At 60.8% G+C, this 25,584-nt stretch carries 24 protein-coding genes; 3 read left to right on the top strand and 21 right to left on the bottom strand.

Going from position 1 to position 25,584, the window contains the following annotated elements:
* Positions 1-3: 3 nt before the first annotated feature.
* The 12 genes from IPK17_RS21665 to IPK17_RS21610 all read right to left on the bottom strand — a co-directional run bounded on the left by IPK17_RS21665 (position 4) and on the right by IPK17_RS21610 (position 10,332).
* A complete protein-coding gene (locus IPK17_RS21665) occupies positions 4-552 on the bottom strand; it encodes a hypothetical protein (RefSeq protein ID WP_343419780.1) in 549 nt (182 codons plus the stop codon).
* A gap of 313 nt (positions 553-865) precedes the next feature.
* Entirely contained in the window at positions 866-1,120 is a 255-nt protein-coding gene (locus IPK17_RS21660; protein ID WP_343419779.1) for a pilus assembly protein TadG-related protein, read from the bottom strand.
* A 36-nt stretch (positions 1,121-1,156) separates the two neighbouring features.
* Positions 1,157-1,306 (bottom strand): hypothetical protein, encoded by a 150-nt coding sequence (locus tag IPK17_RS21655; protein ID WP_343419778.1) that lies wholly within the window; start codon positions 1,304-1,306, stop codon positions 1,157-1,159.
* Between the two features lie 81 nt (positions 1,307-1,387).
* Positions 1,388-1,525, bottom strand: coding sequence for a hypothetical protein (locus tag IPK17_RS21650; RefSeq protein WP_343419777.1), 138 nt, complete (start codon positions 1,523-1,525; stop codon positions 1,388-1,390).
* A gap of 32 nt (positions 1,526-1,557) precedes the next feature.
* Entirely contained in the window at positions 1,558-2,388 is an 831-nt protein-coding gene (locus tag IPK17_RS21645; RefSeq protein ID WP_343419785.1) for a TadE/TadG family type IV pilus assembly protein, read from the bottom strand.
* 81 nt (positions 2,389-2,469) lie between these two features.
* Complete coding sequence (locus IPK17_RS21640; RefSeq protein ID WP_343419776.1) at positions 2,470-2,607, bottom strand: hypothetical protein; 138 nt, start codon at positions 2,605-2,607, stop codon at positions 2,470-2,472.
* Positions 2,576-3,178: a response regulator transcription factor gene (locus IPK17_RS21635; RefSeq protein ID WP_343419775.1), complete on the bottom strand. Its 603-nt coding sequence runs from the start codon at positions 3,176-3,178 to the stop codon at positions 2,576-2,578. Before IPK17_RS21635 ends, IPK17_RS21640 begins: the two co-directional genes overlap by 32 nt.
* 179 nt (positions 3,179-3,357) lie before the next feature.
* Complete coding sequence (locus IPK17_RS21630; protein WP_343419774.1) at positions 3,358-4,044, bottom strand: response regulator transcription factor; 687 nt, start codon at positions 4,042-4,044, stop codon at positions 3,358-3,360.
* The gene (locus tag IPK17_RS21625; protein WP_343419773.1) at positions 4,019-6,622 is read right to left on the bottom strand and encodes a GAF domain-containing protein; all 2,604 of its coding nucleotides are present in this window, start codon (positions 6,620-6,622) and stop codon (positions 4,019-4,021) included. The genes IPK17_RS21630 and IPK17_RS21625 overlap by 26 nt, the downstream gene beginning before the upstream one ends.
* A 40-nt stretch (positions 6,623-6,662) precedes the next feature.
* Positions 6,663-7,232, bottom strand: coding sequence for a PspA/IM30 family protein (locus tag IPK17_RS21620; RefSeq protein ID WP_343419772.1), 570 nt, complete (start codon positions 7,230-7,232; stop codon positions 6,663-6,665).
* Positions 7,233-7,289: 57 nt separating this feature from the next.
* On the bottom strand, positions 7,290-8,843 hold the full coding sequence (locus IPK17_RS21615) for a DUF8728 domain-containing protein (protein ID WP_343419771.1): 1,554 nt from the start codon (positions 8,841-8,843) through the stop codon (positions 7,290-7,292).
* Positions 8,821-10,332 carry a glycosyltransferase family protein gene (locus tag IPK17_RS21610; RefSeq protein ID WP_350341649.1) on the bottom strand — a complete coding sequence of 504 codons (1,512 nt, stop codon included), beginning with the start codon at positions 10,330-10,332 and terminating at the stop codon, positions 8,821-8,823. Before IPK17_RS21610 ends, IPK17_RS21615 begins: the two co-directional genes overlap by 23 nt.
* Here IPK17_RS21610 and IPK17_RS40675 point away from each other — a divergent pair.
* Positions 10,304-10,432: a twin-arginine translocation signal domain-containing protein gene (locus IPK17_RS40675; RefSeq protein ID WP_350341648.1), complete on the top strand. Its 129-nt coding sequence runs from the start codon at positions 10,304-10,306 to the stop codon at positions 10,430-10,432. The two genes, IPK17_RS21610 and IPK17_RS40675, sit on opposite strands and share 29 nt — an antisense overlap.
* Here IPK17_RS40675 and IPK17_RS21605 read toward each other — a convergent pair.
* The 6 genes from IPK17_RS21605 to IPK17_RS21580 form a co-directional block, all read right to left on the bottom strand.
* Positions 10,391-11,644 carry a hypothetical protein gene (locus IPK17_RS21605; protein ID WP_343419769.1) on the bottom strand — a complete coding sequence of 418 codons (1,254 nt, stop codon included), beginning with the start codon at positions 11,642-11,644 and terminating at the stop codon, positions 10,391-10,393. The genes IPK17_RS40675 and IPK17_RS21605 overlap by 42 nt on opposite strands.
* On the bottom strand, positions 11,641-13,104 hold the full coding sequence (locus IPK17_RS21600) for a hypothetical protein (protein WP_343419768.1): 1,464 nt from the start codon (positions 13,102-13,104) through the stop codon (positions 11,641-11,643). Before IPK17_RS21600 ends, IPK17_RS21605 begins: the two co-directional genes overlap by 4 nt.
* Positions 13,105-13,260: 156 nt before the next feature.
* Positions 13,261-14,679: a sugar transferase gene (locus IPK17_RS21595; RefSeq protein WP_343419767.1), complete on the bottom strand. Its 1,419-nt coding sequence runs from the start codon at positions 14,677-14,679 to the stop codon at positions 13,261-13,263.
* Positions 14,680-16,989 carry a YfhO family protein gene (locus IPK17_RS21590; RefSeq protein ID WP_343419766.1) on the bottom strand — a complete coding sequence of 770 codons (2,310 nt, stop codon included), beginning with the start codon at positions 16,987-16,989 and terminating at the stop codon, positions 14,680-14,682.
* A complete protein-coding gene (locus IPK17_RS21585) occupies positions 16,989-18,863 on the bottom strand; it encodes a putative glycosyltransferase family protein (RefSeq protein WP_343419765.1) in 1,875 nt (624 codons plus the stop codon). Before IPK17_RS21585 ends, IPK17_RS21590 begins: the two co-directional genes overlap by 1 nt.
* Positions 18,853-20,457: a hypothetical protein gene (locus IPK17_RS21580; RefSeq protein WP_343419764.1), complete on the bottom strand. Its 1,605-nt coding sequence runs from the start codon at positions 20,455-20,457 to the stop codon at positions 18,853-18,855. The genes IPK17_RS21585 and IPK17_RS21580 overlap by 11 nt, the downstream gene beginning before the upstream one ends.
* Positions 20,458-20,682: 225 nt before the next feature.
* Here IPK17_RS21580 and IPK17_RS21575 point away from each other — a divergent pair, with 225 nt between their 5' ends.
* Together IPK17_RS21575 and IPK17_RS21570 are read left to right on the top strand one after the other, a co-directional pair.
* On the top strand, positions 20,683-23,376 hold the full coding sequence (locus IPK17_RS21575; protein WP_343419763.1) for a HEAT repeat domain-containing protein: 2,694 nt from the start codon (positions 20,683-20,685) through the stop codon (positions 23,374-23,376).
* Between the two features lie 60 nt (positions 23,377-23,436).
* Entirely contained in the window at positions 23,437-24,357 is a 921-nt protein-coding gene (locus tag IPK17_RS21570; protein WP_343419762.1) for a DMT family transporter, read from the top strand.
* On the opposite strand, the gene IPK17_RS21565 is transcribed toward IPK17_RS21570, so the two are convergent.
* The 3 genes from IPK17_RS21565 to IPK17_RS21555 all read right to left on the bottom strand — a co-directional run bounded on the left by IPK17_RS21565 (position 24,335) and on the right by IPK17_RS21555 (position 25,572).
* A complete protein-coding gene (locus tag IPK17_RS21565; RefSeq protein WP_343419761.1) occupies positions 24,335-24,760 on the bottom strand; it encodes a DUF8738 domain-containing protein in 426 nt (141 codons plus the stop codon). The genes IPK17_RS21570 and IPK17_RS21565 overlap by 23 nt on opposite strands.
* Positions 24,761-24,868: 108 nt before the next feature.
* Complete coding sequence (locus tag IPK17_RS21560) at positions 24,869-25,189, bottom strand: DUF167 domain-containing protein (RefSeq protein WP_343419760.1); 321 nt, start codon at positions 25,187-25,189, stop codon at positions 24,869-24,871.
* A 149-nt stretch (positions 25,190-25,338) separates the two neighbouring features.
* The gene (locus IPK17_RS21555; protein ID WP_343419759.1) at positions 25,339-25,572 is read right to left on the bottom strand and encodes a YggT family protein; all 234 of its coding nucleotides are present in this window, start codon (positions 25,570-25,572) and stop codon (positions 25,339-25,341) included.
* Between the last annotated feature and the right edge of the window lie 12 nt (positions 25,573-25,584).

The following is a 25,584-nucleotide window of genomic DNA, read 5'->3' as shown; positions in this document are numbered from 1 at the left end:
GGGTCATTGCAGCAGCCGTAGAAGTTGTACATCGGCACAAACTGCGAGGAAGAAATAACCGTTTGTGGCGACATCGCCGGGCGCGAGATCAAAATGCGCGTCGAGGCTCAACGACTGGCTGGTGAGATAAGTGTTGTATTCCGCCAGCAGCCAATCCGGCACACGCGGATAGTTGTTCTGCGTGCGCGGCCACGCGCGGATCTGGCATTCAGCACGCGCAGGCAGTTGACCGGGGCTGGTCGGCGGGGTCAAACGCCGCGAACTGCGACGTGGTGTCTCCAACAGCGGATCTTGACCGACTGGCGTCACCGCCGCGTTGATCTCCGCCTGGGTAAGCGTCAGGATATAGTCCCATGAGGTGTAATGGGCATCGTCGATGCCGTCGCTGTCGGCATCCGTGAAAATTGGGTCGTAATCCTCTTCCCACAACACGGGCGGCAGGTAGCGCATGCCCTGCCCGACGTTTTCCCAGTCTGCGTAGGTCGTCTCGTTGAGCATCGACTCCGACACGTCGAGGATGAGCACGACGTCGAGCACCGCCGTCTGCGACATCGCCGACGCGCGGTGAGCGTGACCGTGGGATAACCGAGCAGATACAGGAACATTGTCGGTGCGTCAATCTGCGCGGGTGACGCGGACCAGCTTTGCGGTTCGTCTTCCGTGCACAGTTCCTGATACTTGGCGACCTGTGTCTGGTCTCGCGCTCGTGTTGATGGTGCCATCCAGATTGAAGAGGGGCACGTTGTTCTTCATCGAGCGGGTTTGCCATTGGTATCGCGCCCGACCTGCTGCGCGCGGCACGTTTCGACAATCACATTGCTCGGGTCAAGCCCGTACAATTCAATGAACGAGCGCGCCGCGAGGTTCAGGTTGGCGACGCTGCCCGCTTCATCTTCGGCGATGTCGTCAATCCCGTCGCTGTTCGCATCGGTGAACGTCGTGTCTCGATGCGGCGCATCTGGCTGGCCGCCGACACGGCCGCCGCGTCGACTGCGCGCCCCAACGTGCTGTAGCGAATGAACAGCACAGACACATCGGTGACGATGCCGACAAAACCGACTAACGCGATGAACCCGATGGCGAGGATGAAGAGCGCCTGCCCGGATTGACCGCGTTTCATAAACCGTCTTAAACCACGCATAAGCTGTGTTCCATCTCAATCAAACGAAATGAAGGGTTCGACAGCCGGGAGCGGGAACGCTGCCCAGACTGAAATGGTGGCACGTTCTGAACCAATGGCGACGAACACGGGCGACAGCACGGGGATGTTCAGCAGCAGCCGATGCTGCCAGAACATTTCCACCATGATAATCCCCTGTCCGGGGAATCATGCGCCGCGCGGCAATCACTTCCGGGTCGCCGTAGTCGTCCAGCTCAAATGTCGAACTCAGGTTGACGACGCGCGACAGCTCTTCCAGGTCCATTCCGACCCGACGCACGCCGTCCCAGTAATGCGATGATTGCCGAACAGCGCAAACCCGACCTGCTTTTCGGCATTGGCGAGGCTGGCCGCAGGCACATCCATGCCGACGATCTCGTCAAAGTCGTCTTCACCGGTTACGTTGATACGGGCGGGGTTGGTTTCGGCAAACGTTTCATCGGCAATGTCATCGACATCGCGATCACCGCTGTAGTTGAAGTCGAAGGGATCCCGCGGCTCCAGTGCGCCAAGCGCCGGGTACCGATGCCGTCCCAGGTGGCTTCGCATTCGTTGGCGTTGGTGGGGTAACGTCCGACGACCACGAGCTGCGGCACGTTGGCCGCCAGTGGACGCCAGTCCGAACCCAACGTCCCCAGCCAGGCATTCCCGCGGCTGGCATCAACATTTTCGATGGAAACACCCGAAATGATGATGTCGTCGACCCCATTCTCCGGCGTCATGCGCAGCGGGTCCATCGACGCGAGCATCACGCAAGAGATCTCGTGATAGAACGTGCGGTTGGCCGTATTGCAGCCAGTGGGGTTAAAGGTGGGGTGGTAGCGGACGGCCAAACGGGTGGTATCAGTCTCTCCGCTCAGACCGTTGAGGTCGTATGCGGTTTTGAAGTAGTTCCCGTCGGCCTGCGAGTCGAAGTAGAACTGCGGAACAAGTGACCCACGTTCATCCCAGAAGAGTGGTGACTGAGCATCTTGGAGAACCGTACCGCGCCGCGCGCCCGCGCGCGTGACGTCAAGCAGGGTCAGGTAGTTGTTCGCGAACCAGCCCACTTCGATCAACCCCGCCAGCAGGATGATGAGGATCGGCGTCACGAGCGCGAGCTCGACTACGCTTTGGCCTTTACGGCGCTCACCATAGATGGCGGGGTATCGGCTAATATCTGTACGATCTTTGCTAGGGTTCTCAACATCACAGCTTCTCGAACGATCGATGGTTTCCAGCAATTTCATCATAACCCATTGCCCCATCAGTGAACATTCGATACTGTGAAGAAGTTGATAGAGTTTTGTACAGATGTCGATTGAAGGTCGTTACTGCTGGATCGTTTCGTCCTCAAACTGGATGCGCGCCTTCACCACATAACCGCGCCCATGACGCGATTGGATGATCAGCGGGCGTTCCGGATCGATTTCGATTTTACGACGCAGGTTGTGGACATGATTGCGCACGAGCGCCGCATCGCCCACCCCATCCGGGTACTGCCACGTTCGCCAGCAGTTCTTCCGTCGAATGCAGGCGGTACGGTGACGTGCACAGATACTTGAGGAGATCGAACTCGACGCGCGTCAGGAGCACTTCGGCATCGTTGACGTACACGCGGTAGCGGTTCGACTGAATGCGGATCGCCGCGACATCTCCATCGCTGTAAAACACGGAGCGCCGAATGTGCGCGCGCACGCGCGCCGCCAGTTCCCGCGGGACGAACGGCTTGCGGATGAAATCATCGCCGCCGGAATTCAACGCATCCACCACGGTATGCGGAGAATTATTGCCCGTCAGGAAGATGATCGGTGTGTTGGTGGTGCGCGGCATCGCCCGGAGTCGGCGGCACAGGGTCAAACCATCCATGTCAGGCATCATCGCATCGATCACAAACAGATCTGGGGTTTCGTTTTCGATAGTTTCGAGCGCAGATTTTGCGGAGAATGCCCGGAGAACGTGATAACCTTCGCGCTTCAATACAAGTTCTACCATGTCCAGAACCTGGGCGTCGTCGTCAACAATCATGATTTCGTACATCGGTTCACTTCTCGGTTGTGCATCGCGAAATTATACATAAAAGTATAACTGGGAAGTTTGCCTCGAAGATCGGGTGGCGCGTGAAATCTTCATGAAATTCACGTGACGACGCATGGATTGTCGTGAGAGGGGAACACGGGGCAGACAAAAGCTGCCCCGTGGCACACTTACTAGGGGAGTTAAGTCGAGATCATGTAGCCGACACCGTGAATGGTGCGGATGTATTTACGGCGCGCGCCCTTTTCGATTTTGGCGCGCAGATTGCGGACGTGCGCCCGCACGAGATCGGGATCGCCGGTGTTCGGCGGGTATTCCCACACCGCTTGCAGTAAATGCCCCGGCGACAGCGCCTGATCTGGGTGTTCCATCAGGTAACGCAGCAAGCGGTACTCGGTCGAGGTGAGCTGCATGGAGTTCTCGTCGACGGACACCTGATAGGTATCCGAGTCCAGGCGCAGATCGTTGAGCTGAAGCACATTCTCCGTCGTGCGGTCGCGTTTGCCGCGCCGCAGGAGCGCCGTGATGCGCGCGCGCAGTTCCGCCAGTTCAAACGGTTTCACGACATAGTCGTCTGCGCCCGCATCCAACCCGGTGACAATATCCTCGGTGCCGCCTTTGGCGGTGAGGAACAGAATCGGCAGGGTGATATAGCGGGTGTCGCGCCGCAGTTGACGGCACAACGTCACACCATCGACTTCCGGCATGATCACGTCCAGAATCATCAGGTCCGGCAGGCGTTTTTCGAGCTGCACCACCGCCTGCGCCGCCGAACTCGCCAGCGAGACTTCGTAATCTTCATGGCGAAGCACGCGTCCTACGGTCTCGAGGACCTCATTGTCATCATCTACAGCCAAAATATGCGTCATAGTACTCCGCTCCTCGTGACGGGAAGTCGAATTGTAAACGTTGTGCCTTGTTCCGGTTGGGACCCACATTGATGGTCCCGCCGACGCGATCCACGACCTGCCGGCAAATATGCAGTCCCAGCCCGGTTCCTTCACCTGCCGGCTTGGTGGTGAAGAAGGGTTTGAAAATTTCGGTGACGATCTCGGTGGGGATGCCCGGGCCGTTATCCCACACTTTCACTTCCATCATGTCGGCCTCGGGCGGGCAGGTGATCTCGATGCCGATCTTCGGTTCCGGACGTCCGGTGAGCGCGTCATGCGCGTTCAATATGAGATTCAACCACACGTCGTCGAGTTCACCGGGCACGGCCACCACGGGCGGCAGGGCTTCATCGGGCAGTTTGCGCACCAGCGTGATACTCGAGCGATTGAGATACGAGTGCACGAGCGTGAGGATTTCCTCAACCGTCTGCACCACATTGATCGGCTGCGGCGGTGTGGTGCTCGTATTGGGGCGGGCGCTGGCTAATAAGCGCCGCACGACCCCGGCAGCCCGCTTGCCCGCGCGGGAAATCGCGTTGAGGATTTCCGCGTTCTTCGAGCCGGGCGCTTCTTTGAGGAGCAGCAGTTCCGTATCCAACACAATGGTCGTGAGCGGATTGTTGATCTGATGCGCGACGGCGGCGGCGAGTTCGCCCATGGCGGTCAAGCGTGCCGACTGGATGAGGCGATTCTGCGCCTCCTTCAGATCGCGCAGGCTCGCTTCGAGGTCAGTCACGAGATGGCTGTTGGCCAACGCGGTCGCTGCTTGGGCGACGGTCGCGCGCGCCAGATCGGTCTCGCGGGGGCTGAAGCGATGCGCGTGCTCCGTATCGGCGAACACCACCATCCCCCACGGCTGACCGCGTTCGATCAGCGGCAGCGCGAGGATGGAACGGGCGCGCGAATACTTGATGAGCGACGCCGCGCCCAGCGACATCGTCTCTTCGTCGGCGTGGCAGTTGATCGCCGCGCGCGAATCGAGAAATTCATTGAGGTCAGGGTGACTCGTCAGGTCGATCTGTGGACGGGGGTCATCGAGCCAAACCGCCGAGCCCGCCGCAAACTGAGTTTGCAGCATCCGGCGATCCGTGGTGAGCACTGCATAATCCACCCAATCGGCCTTCACCAACGTTCTGACATCGTTCAGCAGTTTCACGAAGTGCGCGGTCGCGCCCTCTTCGGCTACCGAACGGTATTCGAGGAACATGCGCTGAATGCGCTGGATGATGTCGGTCGCGGGCGCAGTCTCCGGCGCAATCAGATAGAAGGCTTGCACGGCGGCTGGCGTCTGCTCGCTCGTCGTAACCGGGATACACAGCATAGCGTTCGCCCCAACGCGGTCCAGTGCGCCAATTTCGTTGGGCACATCGTGCCGGGCACGCGCCATCATCACATGACGCCGGTTCTCAATTGCTGTGCGCAGCGCCGGACGTTCGGCCAGCGCGACCACCGGTTCAGTCCCCGCGCGCCACTTCGCTTGATAATGGCGGGCAACGCTTACAAGGCGGGTGTTGTCGTCCACGCGCTGGAAAATTTCGGCATATGATACGTTGAGGACATGGGCGAACTGTTCACAGATCGCCGGAATAACATGTTCGGGCGAAAGCGAAGCGTTGATCGCCTGACTGGCGTCGACCAGCGCCTTGAGCTCCCGCGCGCGGCGTACGCTCTGCGCATAGATGCGGGCATTTTCGATGGCGATGGCCGCGTAGGATGATAAGTTCGTCAGCAGGTCTTTGTGCCGCTGGTTGAAGACATCGTGCTTGGTTTTGTTGTTCACACCCAGCACGCCGAGTGTCTTGCCCTTGTGGATAATCGGCACGTAGAGCAGCGAATTCACGAAATACTGCGTCTTGACCTTTTGTGGGCCAGCTTCGCCCAGCAGCATTGACTGTCCACTGCTGAAGACCGTCCCCGCGATGGTGTCATGCGTCTTGACGCGGAAGTTCGCTGCCACTTCCGAGTCGATGCCGACCTTCGCGCGCAGATACAACTGGTCAGAGTCCGTCTCTGGCAGCAGGATCAGGCCTTCTTCGGCATTGGTCAAGCGACGCGCCGCTTCCACCACGCGGTTAAGCACTTCCGAGAGATCGAGCACCTCGGTCAGGGATCGACTGAGGGAGAACAACGTCTGGATTTCCTCATCCCGCCAGAACAGATCGGTGACCATCGGCGAGATGCGCGGCTGTTTGACCTGAACGCGTGCGTCTTGATCTTGCGGCAGTGTCCGCAAGACCGCTTCGCGCAGCTTATCCGGCTGCAGCGACTGCACGACCGGTTCGGTATAGAGCACGCCATTAGCAACCGACTTATAGATCAGAATGGGGGGACGCTTCGCCAGTTCGGTGATCGACTTGAGCGTCACGTCGCCGCTAATGCGGTCAGTCATGAGCGCATCCACCACCACCAAATCAAACGGTTCATGATCGATGATGTACAGCGCATCCCGGTGCGAATGCGCCGCATAGACAGCACAACCGGAAGTGTCTAGGCCTTTGCGGACACCCTGCACGAGATCATAATCGCCTGCCACTACCAGTACTTTTTTGATGGTCATATGTTCATCGCGCTACGGGCATCCTGCGCGCTTTTGCCCACTACCGGCGGCTCAATCGCTGCCGTCGCTGCTCAAGATCGTCTTCGATGTCCGGCTGGTCGACCGGTTCCTCAATCTCCGCTTTTGGCGTCGTCAGCTCGCCTAAAGCAGAAATCTTCGCCCGCGCCTGCTTGAGCACCTCCGCCATCGAACGGTCGGGGGTGACTGGCGTCTCGGCGGGCGGCGCCGTCTGGACCACGCTCTCCAACAGGTTCACGCTCTGGATCAGTTCCTGTGAGAGCACTTCATGCTGGCTCAGGTCATTATCCAAACGCGCGTAACGCCGTTTAGCCGTCCGCAGTTTTTCCAGCGCCGCGTGCGCCGCATCTTGATCATTCCGACGAAGCGCATCATCAGCCGCTTGATCCCACTGCTGAATTTCGCTCTCTAGTTCCCGCAATTGCTGCTTCAAACGTTCCTCGTACTGAATGGCCTCATTCACCCGTCCGCGCAGCCGCTCAAGCTCACGATCCATATCTTTGCCGGGGCGTGCTGCGGGGCGTGAGGCTGGTTCCTGCCCAATGAAAGTTGATTTGAGGAGGACGTTGAGTTTCTTAAACAATTCGCTCATACCCCTATTATACATTCTTCACAATTTGCCACAACCAGCCGAATGCTTAAGAGGTCGTCATGGACAGCCGCCGGCCCACGCTAAATAATAGATAGTCATGTTGCTGCCGCCAGCGCGGGGAGCCGTCTGTCCGCCCGTCGTGAAGTCGAGGCACAACTGTGGAGCATTGTCAGTGTCTTTCGGGATTTGATCTTCCAACCCCATCAAGTACACCGCGCCATGCTCGCGCAGATACGCCCACATACCTGCATCATCCCACACAAACGGAATCGTCTCCGGTGTGACCAGCCCGGCGGTATCGATGATCCGACGCGGCGCGAAGTAGCCCACCGCGCCAATATCATGCACAGCGAGCAAATCAGTCGCCGGGATGTTCTCTGCAATATACTGCGCGGAACGCACCATTTCTTCATCGATGATGGTCACGTCCTGCACATGCGCTTGTAACCCGAGGCCAAACGTGAACCCGACGAAGATCACGGCTGTCGACAGCGCGAGCACCCGCGTCAGCACCCGCCCGATCAGCGAGGCATTCGCCGAGCGAATCAACCAGGCAGTACCGACCACGCCCGCCAGCACCAGCGCGGGCAGCGCGGGCATCACATAGCGCCCGTGCTGGAAGTTGAGCGGCAGTTGAATCGCATACAGCAGAATCAGCCCGAAGCCCCACGCGGGCAGCGTCAGCGCCAGCAGCCAACGGCGATCTTGGCGGGCACGCCGGATAACACCGATCAGATAGGCGACCAGACCGGGGATCAGCAGCAGTTGGCCACCCGCGGCCAGCGGCGTGAGCATCAACTGTAAGCGATAGACAAGGCTGAGCGTCAGATACGGCTGCGCATACATGATCTTCGCCGCCGCCGTGTTGGGCAGCGGTCCGCCCGTCAGACTGTAGTTCAAGGCGAGGTACGGTGTCAGCACCAGCGCAAACGCGATCCCCGCAATCACACCCCACCTGACCGTGCGCACGGATGGCCGCACGATCAGCAGCACTACACCCACCAAACCGACGAGCAGCACACCTTCCGCCCGGGTGAGCGTGGTCAGCGCCGCCGCCACGCCGAACACAACCGCCGAAAGAATCGTCTGAGGCGGGTTATCCTCTTGTAGGGGCGAGGCATGCCTTGCCCCTACGTCAACTATCTGCCGAGTGATCAACCACGGCAGCAGCAGCGTGAACATGGCGAAGATCGGCGTTTCCATGCCCGAGGCCGCCGCCCAGATCAGATGCCACGTGAACACGAGCGCCAGCCCGCTGATCAAGCCGATGCGTTTGACATTCGGCGCGTAGCGTTCGGCGAGGCGCAAGCCGAGCATCCCCGTCACGCCGAGCATAACGGCGCCGAGTCCATGCGCCCACAGGCGAAACGGGATATTCAGCCAGTAGCCCACGGTCAACACGACCGTGTACAGCGGTGAGGTCGAGGCCGCGCTCGGCACGCCGGGCACGAACGCCCACTGTCCGGTCTGCGCGAGGTTGCGCGCATAGGTCTGGTGAATCCAACTGTCGTCGAGCGGGAAGTTGCCGCCCGCAACCAGCACATACAGCGCCGTCAGCGCGAGGGCGACCAGCAGCAGAAGCGCGTCTTCAGGGCGAAATCGTGAACGCATACAACCTCACGTCAGGAGTAGTCAACGAAATGGGAGTCAAGAAAGCGGGTGGATCGTCATACAGCGGCGCGATTTCGTCGGTCATGCCGCCCGCCTGTAGCACGAGGTACTCGACATCATACTGCGCCGCGATTTGGCGGACGGCCTCCGCATCTCCGTTGGGGATGACCACGCCGCTCTGCCCGGTGAAATAGTAGAGCGCCGCCGGGTCGTTGATCAGCACGCGGGCATCTGCCGGGATGTGCTGCTGCAATTCCTGATACAGCCCCGGGATCGTGTCACTGGCGACGCTGCGCCCGGCCAGCCCCGTTTGCAAGCTCAACACCAAGGCTAGTCCGAGCAGCCCAAACGAGAACAGTGCTTTGGCGACCTGCGGCTGCCAGCGGCGGCGGTACTTGGCGATCCACGTCACCGCGTCGTCGATGCCAGCCAGCCCCAACACCGCCCAGAATGGGATCAGCGCCGCCGCCGAGTGAAACAGCCCGCCGCGATAGCCGGGATACGGAAACACCAATGTCATGGCGAGGTGCAGCCCCAGCGCGTACACCCAAAATGGACGCCAAGCGGGTTCGCGCCGCCGGCGCCACAACGCCAAGAGCATGAACGGCGGCATGGCGATCAAGCCTTCGACGGCAACGAAGGTCGCAACATTGTTGACCAACGCCTCGCGCCGCGAATTGATGAACTCGTCCAGGCTGAGCGTGGCCGGTGACGCATCGGGCGGGTAATTGAACAGGTCATCATACTCGTCAAACCAGATCGCCTGCGTGCCACCCAACGCCAGCGGCGTACCAATCGCGATCCAGTTGCGCGCGAACCACGGCGCCATCACCGCGAGGTAGGCAATCAGCACCAATCCCCCGCGCCCGACGCCCGCCGCCAAAGTCAACCGCCGCTCAATGATGAGCCACAGCGCCAAGAGCCCGCCTAGGCCGAGCAGCAGCACCCCATCGGCGCGGGTGAGATGCGCCAGCGCCGCCAACGCGCCCGCGATCAGCCACCAGCGGCGCGAGGTCGGCGTTTCCATTGCCAACCCAAGCGCGTACAGGCCGAGCGAGCCGATCAGCGCGTAGGGGGCGAACGTATCGATCTGCCCCCAGTAGCGCGTGAAGAAACCGCTGAACAACGTGAGCAGCCCGGCGATCCACGCGCCACGCCGCCCCTTAAGCACGCGCCAACCGAGGCGAAAGGCGACCAGGGCCGTCCCTGCGAGACAGAGCGCGAACGGGATCTGTGCGGAGGTATAGCTGGTCGATCCGGTCAGCCACATGCTCGCCCCCGCCAACAGCGAGGTGATCGGCATCCAGTATAGGTGCGACGGCGCGGGCAAACTCCCCGGCGCGCCGATATATGTCCACAAATAGGTGTCAGTCAGGCCAAAGCCCAGTGCCCAGCGTTTCGCCGCATTGAAGTGATAGTAGGCGTCGGTGTAACCCGGCGCGCCGACAAACCAGAAGACGATGCCCGCCGCGATCACCAGCGCGATCACAGCGAAAACCGCCGTTTCGCGCCGCAAATTAGTGACTGGTGGTGCCGCGGCTGTCTGTTTAGCTTTCATCGGGCAGCGCCACCCTCAGCCGCCGGTATAGGGCGACGCAGACCATGACGAGCAGCAGCGTGCGCCCGAGCACCAACCCGGCGAACGGCACGATCTGCGCCCCGGCCACCACCCCGCCCGTGTCGCCCGTGCGCATGAACAGGAACGGGTATTCGATGAAGACCAAGCCGCTGAGGAGCACGACTAGCGTCACGCCGTTGCGCGTGGGGAAGCACAGCAGCAGCAGCGGCACGATCTGCGCCAACCACTGAGGCGACCAGCCCTGTGCCTGCAGGAAGAAGATCAGCAGCGTGAGCGTGGTGAAAGCGACCAGCCCGCGATCATCGAAGCGTTTGGTGCGCCAAAAGATGAACGCGCCGATCAGCGCCGCCGCCCCCAGACGCACCACGCCGGGCATCACCGCCGGGTTGCCGTTGATGCGGTAGGCGTTGGCGGGGTCAAAGCGTTCGTCTGCCGCGCCGAAATTTCCGGTAGTGTAGTTGCCGTCGAGCAGCGCCCACACCGTTTGATACGATGCCTTGTTGAACTGCGCCACCAGCGACGGCGCAGTCATAGCGGAGTTCTGCGCGAACAGCAGCGCGTAAACCACGGCGAAGCCGCCGAGCGTGATCAGCGTGTAACGCAGCGCTTTCTGCGGCGGGCGATAGCGCCAGACCGCGCCGAAAATGATCGCCGGAGTGAACTTGGTCAGCGCGCCAACCAATGCCCACACCACCGACCGTCCATCCCGCCGATTGAGCAGCGCCCATAATGCGGACAATAGCAAAAAGGCAACCAGCGGCTCGAAATTCCACCAGATGAACACCGCGGGCGCGAGGCTGAGCGCATAGATCCACGCCAGCGCCATGCCCGTGTTCCCACCATGTAGCTTCATGCCGATCTGCCGCATGCGCACCAGATTGCCGAGGTCGAACAGCGTCATGAGGATGCCGTAGATGATCGCAAAGCCGGGGTAGCCGTTGCCGCCGAAACCGACGGCAATTATCGTATTCAGCAGCGCCGGGATCGGCGGAAATTCGCTCCACCAGTCACGAAATGGGAGCAACCCTTCCCGCGCATACGATCCCAACTGAAAGTAGTAGAAGAAATCGCCGCCCGCCGTGACGCCGCGCTCGAAGCCCCCCACGATCAGCGGTTGGTAAACGAGCACCGACAGCAAGCGGAAGGCCAGAAACAGCGTGATCAGCAGTCGAAAATCGGCCAGCAAACCGATCAAGGACAGGTTGTCGCGGTCTCTCGTCATGCTGCCCTCACATAGATGGAGGCCAAGTCGTCGCTGTAGGCGAGCCGCCAGCCCGGTTCTGAAGCGAGCACGGCCGCTAACCCGCTCCCCGTCTCAATGACGGTGAAACCGACGTCATACTCGGCGAACAGGTCGCGCCAACCGTCACCACCCGTCGCTGCGTCGAGCCAGCGGCGCAGGAAAGCATCGCCATAGAGGTCGGTGCGCCCATCGACGAACACGGGGCGATCCGGCAGCGCCCACAGCAGATAGCCGCCCCAGTTGTAACTGTTGAACATCGTCCCAGTTGGCGGATTGTCACGGAGGTATTCGACCGCGCTCACCGGGAGCGTCTCGCGGAACGCTGCGTCGACCGTCTCCGCGTCAAGCACGAGCAGCACCTTCGCCGCCGCGCCGAACAGCACGACGATGACCAGCAGCAGGTTCAGCCGCGCAATCATCGGGCTGACGCGCGTCATCGGGCGCAGTGTCCACCCGCGCCGCTGCATGAGCGCCACAACGTGATAGGTCAGAATCGGCGTGGCGACCACCGCGAACACGGCGATGTTGCGCCCCGCTGTCAGTGCCATGAAGGCCGTGCCGAGCACCAATACGACTTCTGTCCAGTCGAAGCGTCGCCGATCCGCCAGCGCTGTGACCACCACGCCGACCAGCAGCGCCAGGAACGGCCACGTTTCGCGCCCGGCGAAGTTGGGCGGATTCCATTCCTGAATGTACGCCCGCAGCGCGCCAATGCTCACCGTTTGGAACGGCACCGCGAGCATTTGCAGCCCGTAGGGATTGATCACCAGCGCCGCGACCGACAACAGCGCGATCACGATCAGCTTGCCGACGCCGCGCCAGGGGACGACATGCTCGCCGCCGCGGTTCAGCAGATTATTGAGAATTTCCCCGCCGATCACCCCGCCCATGAAGATCAAACCGATGCTGAAGCCCGCATGCAGGTTGCCCCACACGCCCATCAGGATCGGAATCAGCCAGAGACGGTCGATCTGCTTGCGCTTGTAGAGGAACAGCAGATACAGCACGACGGCGCTGAGGAAGAATGAGAGCATTTGCGGGCGCGGCGACCAGAAAACCGCAGCTGTCGCCGCGCCGAGGATCAACGCGAAGCCGCGCAGATACGTATTGCCCGCGCACATACGGTAGACGAAATACATGCCCGCCGTCGCTAGGCCTGCCATGTAGACGGCGAGACCGAACGCCCCACCCGCCTGCCAGACCGCGTACAAAATAATCTGCGCGCCCCAACTGTGATTGATCCACGGTTGGCCGTTGAACGTCGACGAAAACGGATCGGCGGTGATCATGCCCTGCGTGAGCGTCCATTCGCCGCTGCGAATGTGCCACCACGTATCGGTGTCAACAGGGATGCGCGCCGCCAGCGCGAACAGCAGCATAAAAATGATGATCGCCGCCGCCCGCTCGATAGTGAGCCGGGTGAGTCGAGACTGAGCCATGAGAACTGAGGTCAAATGGAGCGATCCAAATCGTGTGAAGTCACTACTTTCATATTACAGGCAACATGGGAATGTACAATATTTAGAAATTGCTCTGGAGAAGATATTGACTGTAGGGGCGCACGGCCGTGCGCCCCTACAACTTGCTTCGCGGCGCTACACCCCGCTGAGGCTGACCACGCGGTAGACGGTGCGCAGCAGAATATTCACGTCGAGCAGTACGGACTGGTTGCGGATGTAATACAGGTCATATTGCAGCTTAACCAGCGCATCCTCATCATTCGAGCCGTAGGGGTAGCGCACCTGCGCCCACCCGGTGAGGCCGGGGCGCATGATCAAACGCGTGCGGTAGAACGGAATCTTCTCCGTCAGCCGTTCGACGTGTTCCGGGCGTTCCGGACGCGGCCCAATCAGACTCATGTCACCACGCAGCACGTTCCACAACTGCGGCACTTCATCGAGGCGCGACTTGCGCAGGAACCGACCGATCCGCGTCACCCGCGGATCCCCCTTCTGGGCGAAGACCGCGCCCGTCTCCGCTTCGGCATCCGGGATCATCGAGCGCAGCTTGTACAGGCGGAACACGCAGCCGTGCATGCCGAGTCGTTCCTGCGTGAAGAAGATGCTCCCGCGCGAGTCGAGATACAGCGCGAGGGCGATAAACGGCAGGAGCACCGCGAAGATCGTCAGACCGACCAGCGATACGAAGATGTCAAAGCCGCGCTTGATCAGCGGATACGGGTCGAACAGCCCCTGCACGTTTTTAATCGGCAGGAAGATCACGCCCCAGTCATCGCTGAGGTGTTCGACCGGGACGCGCCCGGTGATGCGCTCGTACAGCAGCGGCATGGTGATCAGCGTCACGCCCGCTTCATAGGCGTCCATCACGTTCTGGAAGGTCTCGCCTTTGAGCTTATTGGCTTCGGTGAGGATCAATTCGCTGACCTGATCGCGACTGATGAAGTTGGGCAAATCCGCCGCCGTACCGAGTACGGGCACACCGTACAGCACCTTGCCGACCTCATCCGACTGGCCGATCAGACCGAGCACGCGATAGTCCGGCGTATGTTCACGCAGCGCTTCGATGATCGTACCCGCCGTCCAGTCTGTACCGAGAATCAGCGTGCGGCGGGGTTCGCTCACCCACCCGAGCAGGAACGGTCGAGAGAAGCGCCAAGCCGTGATCAGCGCGAAGGACACCACCCCATAGTAGATGATGAAGAGACGCGGCAGTTCGCGCGGCGGTGAGAGGAAATATACCACCATGTACACAATCCACGTTTGGGCGGTGATGATGAGCAGCCGCTGCAGCGTGTGATTGCGGTTCGCCGCGATGCGCAGGTCGTAGAAGTCGTTGGCGCTTGCCAGCGCGAACCACAGCACCGCCAACGCGAAGAACCACGGGCTTTGCGGCAGAATGAAGTTCAGCGTGAAGCGATAGCGCGCGACCAGCGTCCACACGAACAGCGCGATCAAACAGGCGAGGAAAACCGCGAGAATATCGCCAACCGCCAGCAGCAGCTTGCGTTCGGAAAATTGCAGTTGAGGACGCCGCGTGCGACGCGAATTTCCCATCTAGTCATCCGCCAGTCTGAAGAGGAACAAGAGCACCACCAGCGACACCACCGTGATCAGCAGCGCGGGAGCCGCCCAAGCGGGTTCATAGCTGAACACGACCTCGTGCAGCCCAGCATCCACTTGTACGGCGCGAAACATGAGATTCGCACGATAAATCGGGACGGACTCGCCGTCAAGGGTCGCTTTCCAGCCGGGGTAATCGGTATCCGCAAGATACAACCAGCCCATACGCGGCGCGTTGACCGAAAGCGTGACGGTATTGATATGATCAGTGACAGTGATGTTTGCATCATCTGGGAGGCCGGCCTCTGGACACTCCGCATCGCCAAGCACGTGAATTTGCATGTAGGCGTCCCAATCAGGTTCAACGAGCGCCGCTTCGAGATCGGCTTGTGTCTCGTGCCAGCAAACCGAGTCAACAAACCATGCCCGTCGGTCACTGCCTGCCGCCTGCAATAGTGCGGGCTGATCAGGATGGGCTTCGATCAAGTTGATGAAGTGAGTGAAATGTCCTACCAACAGCGGATCGAAGTTATTGAGCATCGATACGATTGAGTAGAGATTGCTATTCGGCAGCGTAAATGGATCAACCTCGAACCGACACGGCGAATGATCGCTCCGGTAGTCTTCGAAGCGATACAGGCACTCAAACTTCTCGACAGATTCATTGACCAAATACATGTACTGCCGTTCAATATTCGCATCAGCTTCGGATACTGACCCCATCCAAGCAGATTGCTCGCTGGTCGGGTTCAACCCCCACGACGCGATCCCTAAATCGACGGCGATCACAACCAATACGGCGATCAGCCAGCGACCGTAGCGCGGACTCTCCCCGCTTGGCTGTGTCAGCGTGAGGAGCGCCGCCGCCGTGATGAACAGGGGAACACTTATCAGCCCGCGCCCGAGTGTGCCGAGCGGCTCGTTGCCAATGCCTAGAAACGGTTGACCAGCCACCAGCAAAACCAGCGCGCCGAGTCCGCCCGCCAGCGCCCGTTTCGCCCAGCGCCGCGTGCGGAAATCCCTACCCCACGCCGACACCCCAATCCCCGCCAGCACGCTCAAGCCGAAGACCGTCCACAAATGCCAGCGCACCGGGGCTTGGAACATGTCGAACGTCGGAATATTGCGGTACAGGAACGGGAAGATCGGCGTATTCGCACCCAACGCGAACACAAAGCCGACGACCACGATGATCAGCCAGAACGGGACCGTTTGATAGACAGGAATGCCTGCTTTGCGCCGCCGCAGCCACGCGACCACCGCCGCGAACGCGCTGATCAGCGGGATCAAGCCGATGTAGACCGCGTCCTCAAAATATGCGCCCTGTGTGAAATAACTGCCATCGGCGGGCGTGCCGAAGATCGTCGGTGAGAGAAAATTCAGCGTCCGCGCCGGGGCATAGCTGAAGTTCATGGCGAAATCGGCCTCGACGCCATCGCCGCGCTGCGACTGGCCGAGCAGTTCGGCGGTCGGCGCGAGCTGGATCGCTGCCACACCTGCCCCCAATGCCAGCGCCAGAATCACGGCAAATAGGCGCAGCCACTTTGTTTGCATGGTACGCGAGGACGAGGCATGCCTCGTCCCTACAATTTTTCCAGCTTGGGGATCGGCCACGGCGTCGAGTGGATCGCCTGCTCCCCTCCCTGAATTCGGGGAGGGGTCGGGGGTGGGGTCAGATGGGGTAAACACCGTCCACCACACGCTGAACAACCCGACGAGCGCGAAGCTGTACCACGTGGTCTGGGCATGCCCGGCGAGCAACTGCAGCGCCGCGAACAAGGCCAGCCACACGACCTGCCGCCGCTTCCCGGTCGTCAGCACGCCGAGCGCCGCCCACGCGATCCACGGCAGCCACGCCGCCGCTTCGATAATCGGGAACGTGAACAGCCGCGCGACGAGGTAGTTGGTCAGCGCGAAGGCGAACATGCTCACGCCGCGCCCTAGATCAGACGCGCCGAGCCGCCCGGTCAACCGCCACATGCCCCACCCGGCAATCCACAAGTGGACGACCGCGGTCAGGCTCATCGTCCATTCCAGCGGCAGCACAAAGCTGATCCAACTGGGGGGGTACAGCAGCGCCGATTGGTAATTTGCCAGCAGCGGGGCGCCCGCCCCGTTATACGGGTTCCACAGCGGCAGAATGCCATCACGCAGCAGTTCGGCGGCGAGGTGCCGCCACGGGTAGAACTGCAATGTCGGCAAGCCCCAGTAAAAGACTTCGCCGCGCAGCAGCGGGAAATACAGAATCAGGAGCGTGAGCGCCAGCAGAATCAGGGGCGCATAAGTCATCAACCGCCGAGTCATCACGTTTTCGCCCTCAAAGTGAGAAATGTCCCCAAAATGACCGTTAGAAACGCGCCCACCGTGACAAGCAGGGTTACACTATGAAATGGGCGAGCATCATCGTCTCGCCAATAGCCATCCGTGGGCAACCTGACACCGGAGGCATAGTCTCCGTTCGCATACAAATAGACACCGTTGAGGTCATCGACAAGCTCTAAACGCGGATTTTCGATGGGATATGATGCGAGTACGTGACTCACACCGTGATACCACATCGAGATCGTATCCGGCTGCGCGCTGCGATTTGCGGTAGAGAAATCCTCGCCTATCGCGCCGATTAACGGCGGTTGCACAATGCTGTAACCCTCAAACGTGATTCCCCCAACATCCTGAATTGCTCCAACGTAATCGCGCAGTTGAAACGGATCGACGCCGTAGAACAAGTCGATTTCATACCATTCTGCGACCTGCTGTTCGAGGCTGTAGGTGGGCGAATAGACGCGACCCACGCCGTCCGCGATCAATGTTTCCGCCAATTCTCGCTGATCAGCGGGCAACCAGTAATCGTCGCCGCGCCATTCGAGCCATGCCCGCCCGGTGATCATGAGTTCCACGGCAATCACCAACAGCACGCCGATTTGCAGCGGTCGCCGCTTGAGTCGTTCCGCGCCATACCCCGCCAGCAGTGCCACGACCAGCGTCACAATCAGCCATGCGCGCGATGGGACGCGAAACCATAGCAGGAACGGCACGATCTGAGTGAGAAAGTTCCAAAGGAAGCCATTCGAACCGAGCGCGTAGAGTCCGGCGACCAACGCGGCGATCAGCCAGAATAACACACGCCGCCGGGCCGTCACCGCGCCGAGCACCGCCAAGATCAGCGGCACGAGGCCAAGGTACGTCAGGACTTCGACGTTTCGGTGCGTCTGCGGGATGAACACGCCAAGCAAATATTCCGGTCGCAGCGCGAACACGCTCGCATCGGCAGCGGTCAGCGATGCGCGGGTGAGGTACGGGCTCCACAGCCACAACGGAATGATCACAGCCGACGCGATCAGCAGAAACAGGATTACAGGAAGGAAGAAACTGACTAACCTCGCTCCCCTCCTCAACGCTCGGCCATATTTGGGCGAGCCCGCATCAGTCGACGCTGCTGCCGAGAAACTTGGCAATGCAAGAGAGCCGCTTGCTCCCCTCCCTGAATTCGGGGAGGGGATGGGGGTGGGGTCAGCTTTGAGAACGCAATACACCCCATACGCCGCGGCCAGCACCAATCCAAACAGACTCAAGCGCACGTCGGCGAGAAACATCAGCCCTGCGAAGATACCCAACGCCCACAGTCCGCGCCGCGATCCTTGCGCCGCCCGTTTGACTGCCCACAGCACCCATGGCAGCCACGCCAACGCATAGACAATATCAACGTGTCCCGCTCCCAGATGCCCGACCATGCGCGGCGACAGCACGTAAGCGATCACGCTCACAGCGGCTGACCACACGCTGAGTCCGAGCGAACGCGTCAGCGTCCACATGCCCGCGCCTGCGATCAGCAGATGCAGAACGATCATGACATTGACGTGCAGGGCGGGTGGCAAAATCAGCGCCAGCCATTGGAGCGGATAAGCCGTTTTGTTGAGCGGATTCGCCGCAAAGGGTTGTCCGCCGAGGATCGTCTCACGCCAGTACGGAAACTCGCCATCGCGCATGACCGAGCGCTGTAGAAACAGCGCCGCTCCCCAATGGGAGGTCGCCGCGTCGGAGAAGCGCGCGCCGGGGATGTAAGGCAAGCCGAGCGGCTTCAGCCCAGCGAGAATCAGAAACGCCGCGCCCAACCCGACCAGCAGGAGTTGAACACGGCGCGCCTCAGTTACTTGAATCGAGCGAGCATCAACGCGCATACACCGTCACACCGCCGATTTCCGCGACGACGTTCAATTGGTCCCGGCACGGCGCCGTGCCAAACTGCACTTCTTCCGGGCCATAGAGCACATAGCGAACGTTGTATTCGTCGAGGATCGCGGAACACTCCGCCGTGCCTGCATACCAGTCGAGCACCTGCTGCCGCTTGACCGCTGCGTTAAGTGTCTCATAGGGATGGCCGTAGACCACGCGCGTCTCCGCCCATCCGGGGATCCACGCGCTGACGACGGGTGATGCCAGCACCACATCACTGCTGGAGCTGTGTTGGTTCAACCAGTCATAGGCGACATAGTAGTCGTGTTCGAGGAAGACGCCGACCGCCGTTCCGGGATCACCGCTGAGCGCCGGCAGCGCGACCGGGAGGAAGAGCACGAAAATCTGGCTGACGGCCATCAACGGGATGACGAGCGCGAAGACATACGAACGCACACGGCGGTTAATCCGCGTGATCCACACATCTTCGACCGCGCGGGTTACGAAATAAGCGATCGGGAGCATCAGGCCAACCGCGAAGCGCCGTCCGGCGCCTGTTGGCAGGTACATCACGACCAGAATCGCCAGCAACCACAGCACAACCAAGCGGTCGCCGTCGCGCTCAAACCGTGTGATGCCGCGGATGAACCCGGGCAGACCGAGCAGCAGCGGTATACCCAAGCCGATGAGCAGTGCAGCGGGCGCCGGCGCGGGGTTGATGTTCTGGCGATTCCATTCGGCGAAACCGGGATTGTAAGTGATGATCAGCGCGTAGTAGACCGCAATCGGCAGCGCGGGCAACACCAGCGCCAGCCCGAAGCGCACGAGGCGCGGCGACAGCTTGCCTTGATCGCGCCAGTCGAACAGCCCGAAGAGCGCCGCCGCCACGCCAAACGGGATGAGCGCGTGCGGGTAGAGAATGGCGAGCGCCAAACTGAGCAGCGCGATCAGCGGAACGGCGCGATCCAGCGCTGGGTCCTGGTCCGCGCCGGGCCGGAATGCCAGAACAAAGTACCCGGCCAGCAGCGCGAGACACGCAATCGTCAGCGGAAAGTGGACATTCACGAAGGTGCTGTAGAGCGGGTAGACCTCGGGCACCGTGATATCGGGAAAGCTGACATCCTGCAGCAGCGGCGTGAACAACCAACCCAAGCCGGAACCGAGCGCCGCGATCACGAAGAACACGCGCCGCGCGCGGATCTTCGTCCACACCGCCGCGCCGAGTTGATACAGGCTGATGTACATGAACAGCGCTGCGAATACGCGCGCTACATGGAAGATGACCACCGCGGGCACGCTCATCACCCGGGCGATGTGCCCGAGCAGCGGGTACAGTCCCTGTAAAAACGCGCCGGGGTATGTCTCGGATGTATGCTGGAAAAACGTCACCCAGAGCCCGCGTTCACCTTGCACAATCTTCGAGAGGTAGGTTGCGCCATCGAGGTAGTTATGCAGCGCTCCCATAAACTGCCACTCGGATGTTCCGGTCAGCGCCATCCAGACCAGCGGGGCAAACGCCAGTAAGATCAAACCGCTGGCGACAATAATCACCCATCGCCACTCGGCGGCGATGATGTGGACGGCCTGTCGTGATTGCATCGAGTTTATCCTAATCGATGTGGGTTCTGACCACGTAATCTGAGGCATGGATGCTCCCCGATGAAAATATACCGCATTTTGCGTGTGTGCTGCACGTTACCATTGTAGACGGAACTCGTCGGCGCTAATCTCAAGGAATCTCACGGAATTGTTCAAACTCAATTACGTAAAAACACGTTCCCCCGTTACAATGAGGGAGACTGGCTGTCTAGAGGAGCAAGTGCGATGGAATTTAACGGTCAGAATTTCGCTGCCGGGTTGCTGGCGGGCTGGCTAAGTGCTTATGTCATTTATCGATCACGCCATCAGCTTAAGGCGCTGCGGGAAGCGGCCGGGCAAAGCGCGCAAAACGTCCAAAAATCGGCGACGCGCAGCGCGGACAGCCGCTATATCTCTGACTTGATTGAACGCTGCGAAACCTCGCACCTCGCCGGTCAGTTCACTAAGCTGTCGAGCGTACTGGTCGAACCGCGCTTTCTGCCTGCGCCGGAATTCGCCAGTCCCAGTGAGGATCTCGCCTATAACATCTACCGGGTCGTGCCAACCATTCACGACCACCCGTACCTGCACGCGCCGTATCAGGTGCAAACGCTGAGCATTAATGATCTCGCGCTCGGCGATCATGCGATTGCCCTGCTCGGTCTGCCGGGCAGTGGACGCAGCACCGCGCTGCAAGCCATTGCCCTGCATGCGCTGAACAAGATCCGGTTCGAGCCGCCGCCTGACAAAGTGCAGGCGAAACTCGATGCCGCCGAAGCCGCGCTGGCCGAAAAAGAACGCGCGGTGCGCATCAAAGAGCGCGTGCTGATCGAACAGAAGGCGAAAGAGCGCCTCGCCAACGAGCAAGGCGAAAACTACGAGGCCGCTGCGGACGAACAGGTCAAGAACATAATCCCACTGTTCCGCCGCTTGATGCCTCTCTACCTGCACCTCTCTGATCTGCACCTCCAGAGTCCAGAGCATGGTCAGGAAGCCGACCCCGCCGAATTGATCGTCCGGGCGGTTCAACACACCGTCCGCCGCGTGACGGCCAGCACCATCCCGCGGCAGCTCTACAGCCGCCTGAACAAGGGGCAGGTGCTGCTGCTGATCGACGGCTATGACGATCTGCCTGAAGCGGAACGCCCGGCAGCGCTCGCCTGGCTGCAAGGGATGCTGCAGGAATACAAACACAACTTCTTCATTGTGGTCGGCCCCGCCGAAGGTTACGGCAGCCTGACCAACCTCGGCTTCACGCCTGTTTTCATGCGCCCGTGGAGCGATCTTGATCTGGAACGCGGCACGGAGCGCTGGGCAGAAGGCTGGGTACAGACCGCGCGCAAAATGGGCAACCGCCGCGCCAGCAAGCCAACCGAGGAGCAAATGGCGATTGCGCGCAAGAACGGGCGCGCCCTGTCGACCGTCGAAGCGACGCTCAAAATCTGGGGCACGTATGCCGACGACACTGAAACGATCGGTGCGGAAGGCTGGATACGCGCCTACCTGAAGCGCCACAAGGTCACTGCCGAACTCATTCAGCAGATTGCGCCGCTTGCCGCGCTCCAGCTTGACGAGGGCTACATCACCGTCGTGCGTTTGCAGGCGCTCGCGCTCGGCACCACCGAACTCGGCGGCGCGCCAACCGACGACGCCATCCCCGAACCGGAGCTTGAAGCACCGCCCGTCGCGCCTGCCAAAGGCAAACGCGGCAAGAGTAAAGATGGCGAGGCCGAAGACGAGGCCGAAACCACCGTGCAGGGGCGGCTGCTGACGACGCTCAAGCGCAGCGGTGTGCTCTTTCACTGGAAAGGCAACCGCTACACCTTCCGCTCACCGATCATCGCGGCTTATCTCGCTAGTTTGACGCTCAAGCCGGAAGATGTACCCGCGAAGCTCAACAGCCCGGCGTGGCAGCCCGCCCTCGCCTTTAGCGCGCTGCATGTCAAGCTGGATCGCATTGTGGCGGAGCGCATGAAAGCCACACCTGACCTGCTCAACGACAACGTGATCGACATGGCACGCTGGCTGGCCTACGCTCCGCCGGATGTGCAGTGGCGCGGCCCGTTGATCAAACAGTTGGGGACGATGCTCACGCAGCTCAACCAATATCCACACACCCGTGAACGCGCCGCCGCCGCGCTGATCGATGGTCGTGACCGCAACACGCTGGTCGCCTTCCGCCTTGCGGTGCGCAGCGCCGATCCGACCGTACGCCGTCTCGGCTGCCTCGGCCTAGGCGCACTGGCCGAACCGGAAGGCCAGAAAGACCTGCTGCCCCTGCTCAACGATCAGGAAGAAGATGTGCAGTTGTCCGCGGGGATGGGCCTCGGCGCGATTGGCACCGAAGAAGCGCTCTCGGCGATGGTCGAAGCGTTCGTGGCGGGCACCGAACCGCTGCGACGCGCGATGGCGGAAGCCTTCGCCGCCCTGCCCCATGACGGCTACGAGATCATCTATGAAGGCGCAAACTCCGACGACATGCTCCTGCGCCGCGCCGCGATCTTCGGACTGCGCCGCATTCGCACCACGTGGGCGCTGATCGCCATCTATCGCGCGTTCCTCGAAGACGAACAATGGTACGTCCGCTCGGCGGCGCAAGAAGCCTTCCAAGAGATTCAGTACGGCAAGGTGACGAACCCGACGGTCGGTTATCCGTCACCGGAAACCATCGAATGGCTGCAAGAGTGGGCGGCGGAGAAAGGCGAACAGATTCAGACGAGCGACGCCGCTATCCAGATGCTGCTGCGCGCGCTGCAGGAAGGCGAACCCGGCATCAAGCAGTTGGCCGCGCTCGACCTCGGCCAGTTGGGCTTCGTGACCAATATCAAAGCGCTGTACACGGCGCTGCGCGATGGGCGCGATGATGTCCGCGGCGCGGCGCATCGCGCACTGGCCTATTTCCAGCAGACGCTCGGCGAAAAACTGCCCTCGGCGATTTAACCTGCACAACAGGCGACCCGGCTGCGGGTCGCCTGTTTTACCCCAACCTCCGAAGTCTCTATGTCTCGGTTGACCACAGGCTATGTGATCGGGCTCGTCGGCGTCGTCATCTGGTCGACGACGGGCATCCTCATCGGCTACCTGCTCACCACCTATGCCCTGCCCGCTCTGTTACTCGCGTTCTGGCGTAACCTGTTGGCCTGCGTGGCGCTCCTCCCCGCCCTGACGCTCGTTCGGCGGCGTCTGCCGCGCATCGAGCGCCGCCAGGTGCGCTTCTATGCCGTTTACGGTCTGCTGCTGGCGTTGTTCAACTCAGTCTGGACGATCTCGGTGCAGGCGAACGGCGCGGCAGTTGCGACCGTACTCGGCTATAGCTCGGCGGGTTTCACCGCGGTCTTCGCCTGGTGGTTATTCGGCGAACAACTGCGCTTGCCCAAAATCATGGCCGTGACGCTCAGCTTAATCGGCTGCGTCATGGTTGCGAACGCCTACGACCCGGCGATGTGGAACATCAACCCAGTCGGCATCGTCACGGGTTTAGGAACCGGGGTGCTGTTCGCGTTCTACAACCTGATGGGCAAGTCAGCGGCGCAGCGCGGACTCGACACGTGGAATTCACTGCTCTACTCATTCGCGTTCGCCACGCTCTTCACGTTCGTGTTCAACCTGCTGCCGGGCACCAGCACTGCCCTCGTGCCCGATCTCCCGCTCAATGGCTGGTTGATCCTCATACTGCTCTCGTTTGGGCCAACGGTGTTGGGGTTTGGCCTGTATACGGCCTCGATGCGCTACCTCTCCGCCAGCACAGCCAGCTTACTCGCTACACTCGAACCCGCCTTCACAGCGGTGGAAGCGTACCTGTGGCTCGGCGAACGTCTGAGCATCGTGCAAATCATCGGCAGTCTGGTGATTCTCGCCGGGGTCGTACTGGTGCGGTTGGAAAAAGAGCCGGAGACGCCTAAGGCGTCGTCTCCGGTGTGATTTCGGGGGTGTTTTCAGCCGTTGGCAGCGCCTCATTGGCGGGATCGCAGCGCACGACGCGGTCAAAATCCGTGTGGAACACGTATTCCCGTTCGCCTGCCTCGAGCAAAATACGATAGCCGCCGACTTCCATCGGCGTCGCCGTTTGCTCGGGCAGCGGACAGTTGAGCGCGCTGTCCGTCCACGTGACGGCCAGCACTTCGACAAGCTGCACGCGCTGCTGCGGCAGATCGAGCTCCTGCGCGATCTCGCGCTGCGCAATGCCGACGAGCGAGGCCGCAACCGGATCCTGCGCGATCAGCGCTTCGCCTGGAAGCAGGCGTGGCCGTGTGCGTGGGGACGAGATCCGCAGGCGCGGGCAGTCCAGCGGGCGTGGTCGTCGGCGGTGCTGCCGTCGGGACATCCGTCGCCGTGGCCGGAATCAAAGACGCTGTCGGTACCGGCGTATTCTCACTTGAACACGCGGCCAACAGCACAAGTGCGGCGAACAAAAGGCTGCGGCGGATCATCATTATGAATTACTGAGCAGTTCCTCGACCTGACCGGTACTCAGACCCATGATGGTGACGAGTTTGTCGCGCCCATTCGCGCCAGCGACAACTTCGAGACGGTTAACGGAGATTTCCAGACGAAAGGCCAGCGCTTCGAGCACTTCTTCATTCGCCTCATCGCTCCCTGCCGCTTCCGCGGTCAAGCGAATCTTGACGATTTTGTGGTCGCCTTCTTCCTGAATTCCCACAAACTCGGTTTTCTCCGCTTGCGTGACCACACGAACGGTGATGGCTGCGCCGCTGCGCGCATCGGTGATCTCGAACTTGCGATTATTGGGCATGGGTCTGTTCTCTTTACCGATTTATAACCTATCATGACTACATCGTATCATGGCCTTTATTCTATGAAAAGTAAAGGCTCGCATGAGGGTGATAGCAGAATTGAGATTGCATTGGGATGCGTCGTAACGCATCCCTTATTCAGCTCAAACTAGACCAGAATTTGCATGAGTACCTGAATGATCAGGAACACGATCAGGGGACTGAAATCGAAGCCGCCCATATCCGGCAGCGCCTTGCGAATCGGCGCGAGGATCGGTTCCGTCACGTCGATCAAAAACCGGGCAATCGGATGTGACCGATCCAGCCCCGGCAGCCAGCTCATCAACACGCGCGCCAGCAAAATCAGTTCAAACAGCCACAACACTGTGATCAGGATATTCATCGCTGCTGTCCT

It is taken from the genome of Candidatus Flexifilum breve, assembly GCF_016713355.1.
Note: the sequence above shows the minus strand (reverse complement) of the source record. Positions and strands in the feature narration are given on the sequence as shown.

What these genes read in the sequence shown, in the direction of transcription:
- IPK17_RS21665 (WP_343419780.1), bottom strand. Translation starts at nt 552, where the DNA reads ATGTCGCAGACGGCGGTGCTCGACGTCGTGCTCATCCTCGACGTGTCG.
- IPK17_RS21660 (WP_343419779.1), bottom strand. Translation starts at nt 1,120, where the DNA reads ATGAAACGCGGTCAATCCGGGCAGGCGCTCTTCATCCTCGCCATCGGG.
- IPK17_RS21655 (WP_343419778.1), bottom strand. Translation starts at nt 1,306, where the DNA reads ATGGTGGAAATGTTCTGGCAGCATCGGCTGCTGCTGAACATCCCCGTG.
- IPK17_RS21650 (WP_343419777.1), bottom strand. Translation starts at nt 1,525, where the DNA reads ATGGATGTGCCTGCGGCCAGCCTCGCCAATGCCGAAAAGCAGGTCGGG.
- IPK17_RS21645 (WP_343419785.1), bottom strand. Translation starts at nt 2,388, where the DNA reads ATGAAATTGCTGGAAACCATCGATCGTTCGAGAAGCTGTGATGTTGAG.
- IPK17_RS21635 (WP_343419775.1), bottom strand. Translation starts at nt 3,178, where the DNA reads ATGTACGAAATCATGATTGTTGACGACGACGCCCAGGTTCTGGACATG.
- IPK17_RS21630 (WP_343419774.1), bottom strand. Translation starts at nt 4,044, where the DNA reads ATGACGCATATTTTGGCTGTAGATGATGACAATGAGGTCCTCGAGACC.
- IPK17_RS21625 (WP_343419773.1), bottom strand. Translation starts at nt 6,622, where the DNA reads ATGACCATCAAAAAAGTACTGGTAGTGGCAGGCGATTATGATCTCGTG.
- IPK17_RS21620 (WP_343419772.1), bottom strand. Translation starts at nt 7,232, where the DNA reads ATGAGCGAATTGTTTAAGAAACTCAACGTCCTCCTCAAATCAACTTTC.
- IPK17_RS21615 (WP_343419771.1), bottom strand. Translation starts at nt 8,843, where the DNA reads ATGCGTTCACGATTTCGCCCTGAAGACGCGCTTCTGCTGCTGGTCGCC.
- IPK17_RS40675 (WP_350341648.1), top strand. Translation starts at nt 10,304, where the DNA reads ATGCCCGCCGCGATCACCAGCGCGATCACAGCGAAAACCGCCGTTTCG.
- IPK17_RS21605 (WP_343419769.1), bottom strand. Translation starts at nt 11,644, where the DNA reads ATGACGAGAGACCGCGACAACCTGTCCTTGATCGGTTTGCTGGCCGAT.
- IPK17_RS21600 (WP_343419768.1), bottom strand. Translation starts at nt 13,104, where the DNA reads ATGGCTCAGTCTCGACTCACCCGGCTCACTATCGAGCGGGCGGCGGCG.
- IPK17_RS21595 (WP_343419767.1), bottom strand. Translation starts at nt 14,679, where the DNA reads ATGGGAAATTCGCGTCGCACGCGGCGTCCTCAACTGCAATTTTCCGAA.
- IPK17_RS21590 (WP_343419766.1), bottom strand. Translation starts at nt 16,989, where the DNA reads ATGACTCGGCGGTTGATGACTTATGCGCCCCTGATTCTGCTGGCGCTC.
- IPK17_RS21585 (WP_343419765.1), bottom strand. Translation starts at nt 18,863, where the DNA reads ATGCGCGTTGATGCTCGCTCGATTCAAGTAACTGAGGCGCGCCGTGTT.
- IPK17_RS21580 (WP_343419764.1), bottom strand. Translation starts at nt 20,457, where the DNA reads ATGCAATCACGACAGGCCGTCCACATCATCGCCGCCGAGTGGCGATGG.
- IPK17_RS21575 (WP_343419763.1), top strand. Translation starts at nt 20,683, where the DNA reads ATGGAATTTAACGGTCAGAATTTCGCTGCCGGGTTGCTGGCGGGCTGG.
- IPK17_RS21570 (WP_343419762.1), top strand. Translation starts at nt 23,437, where the DNA reads ATGTCTCGGTTGACCACAGGCTATGTGATCGGGCTCGTCGGCGTCGTC.
- IPK17_RS21565 (WP_343419761.1), bottom strand. Translation starts at nt 24,760, where the DNA reads ATGTCCCGACGGCAGCACCGCCGACGACCACGCCCGCTGGACTGCCCG.
- IPK17_RS21560 (WP_343419760.1), bottom strand. Translation starts at nt 25,189, where the DNA reads ATGCCCAATAATCGCAAGTTCGAGATCACCGATGCGCGCAGCGGCGCA.
- IPK17_RS21555 (WP_343419759.1), bottom strand. Translation starts at nt 25,572, where the DNA reads ATGAATATCCTGATCACAGTGTTGTGGCTGTTTGAACTGATTTTGCTG.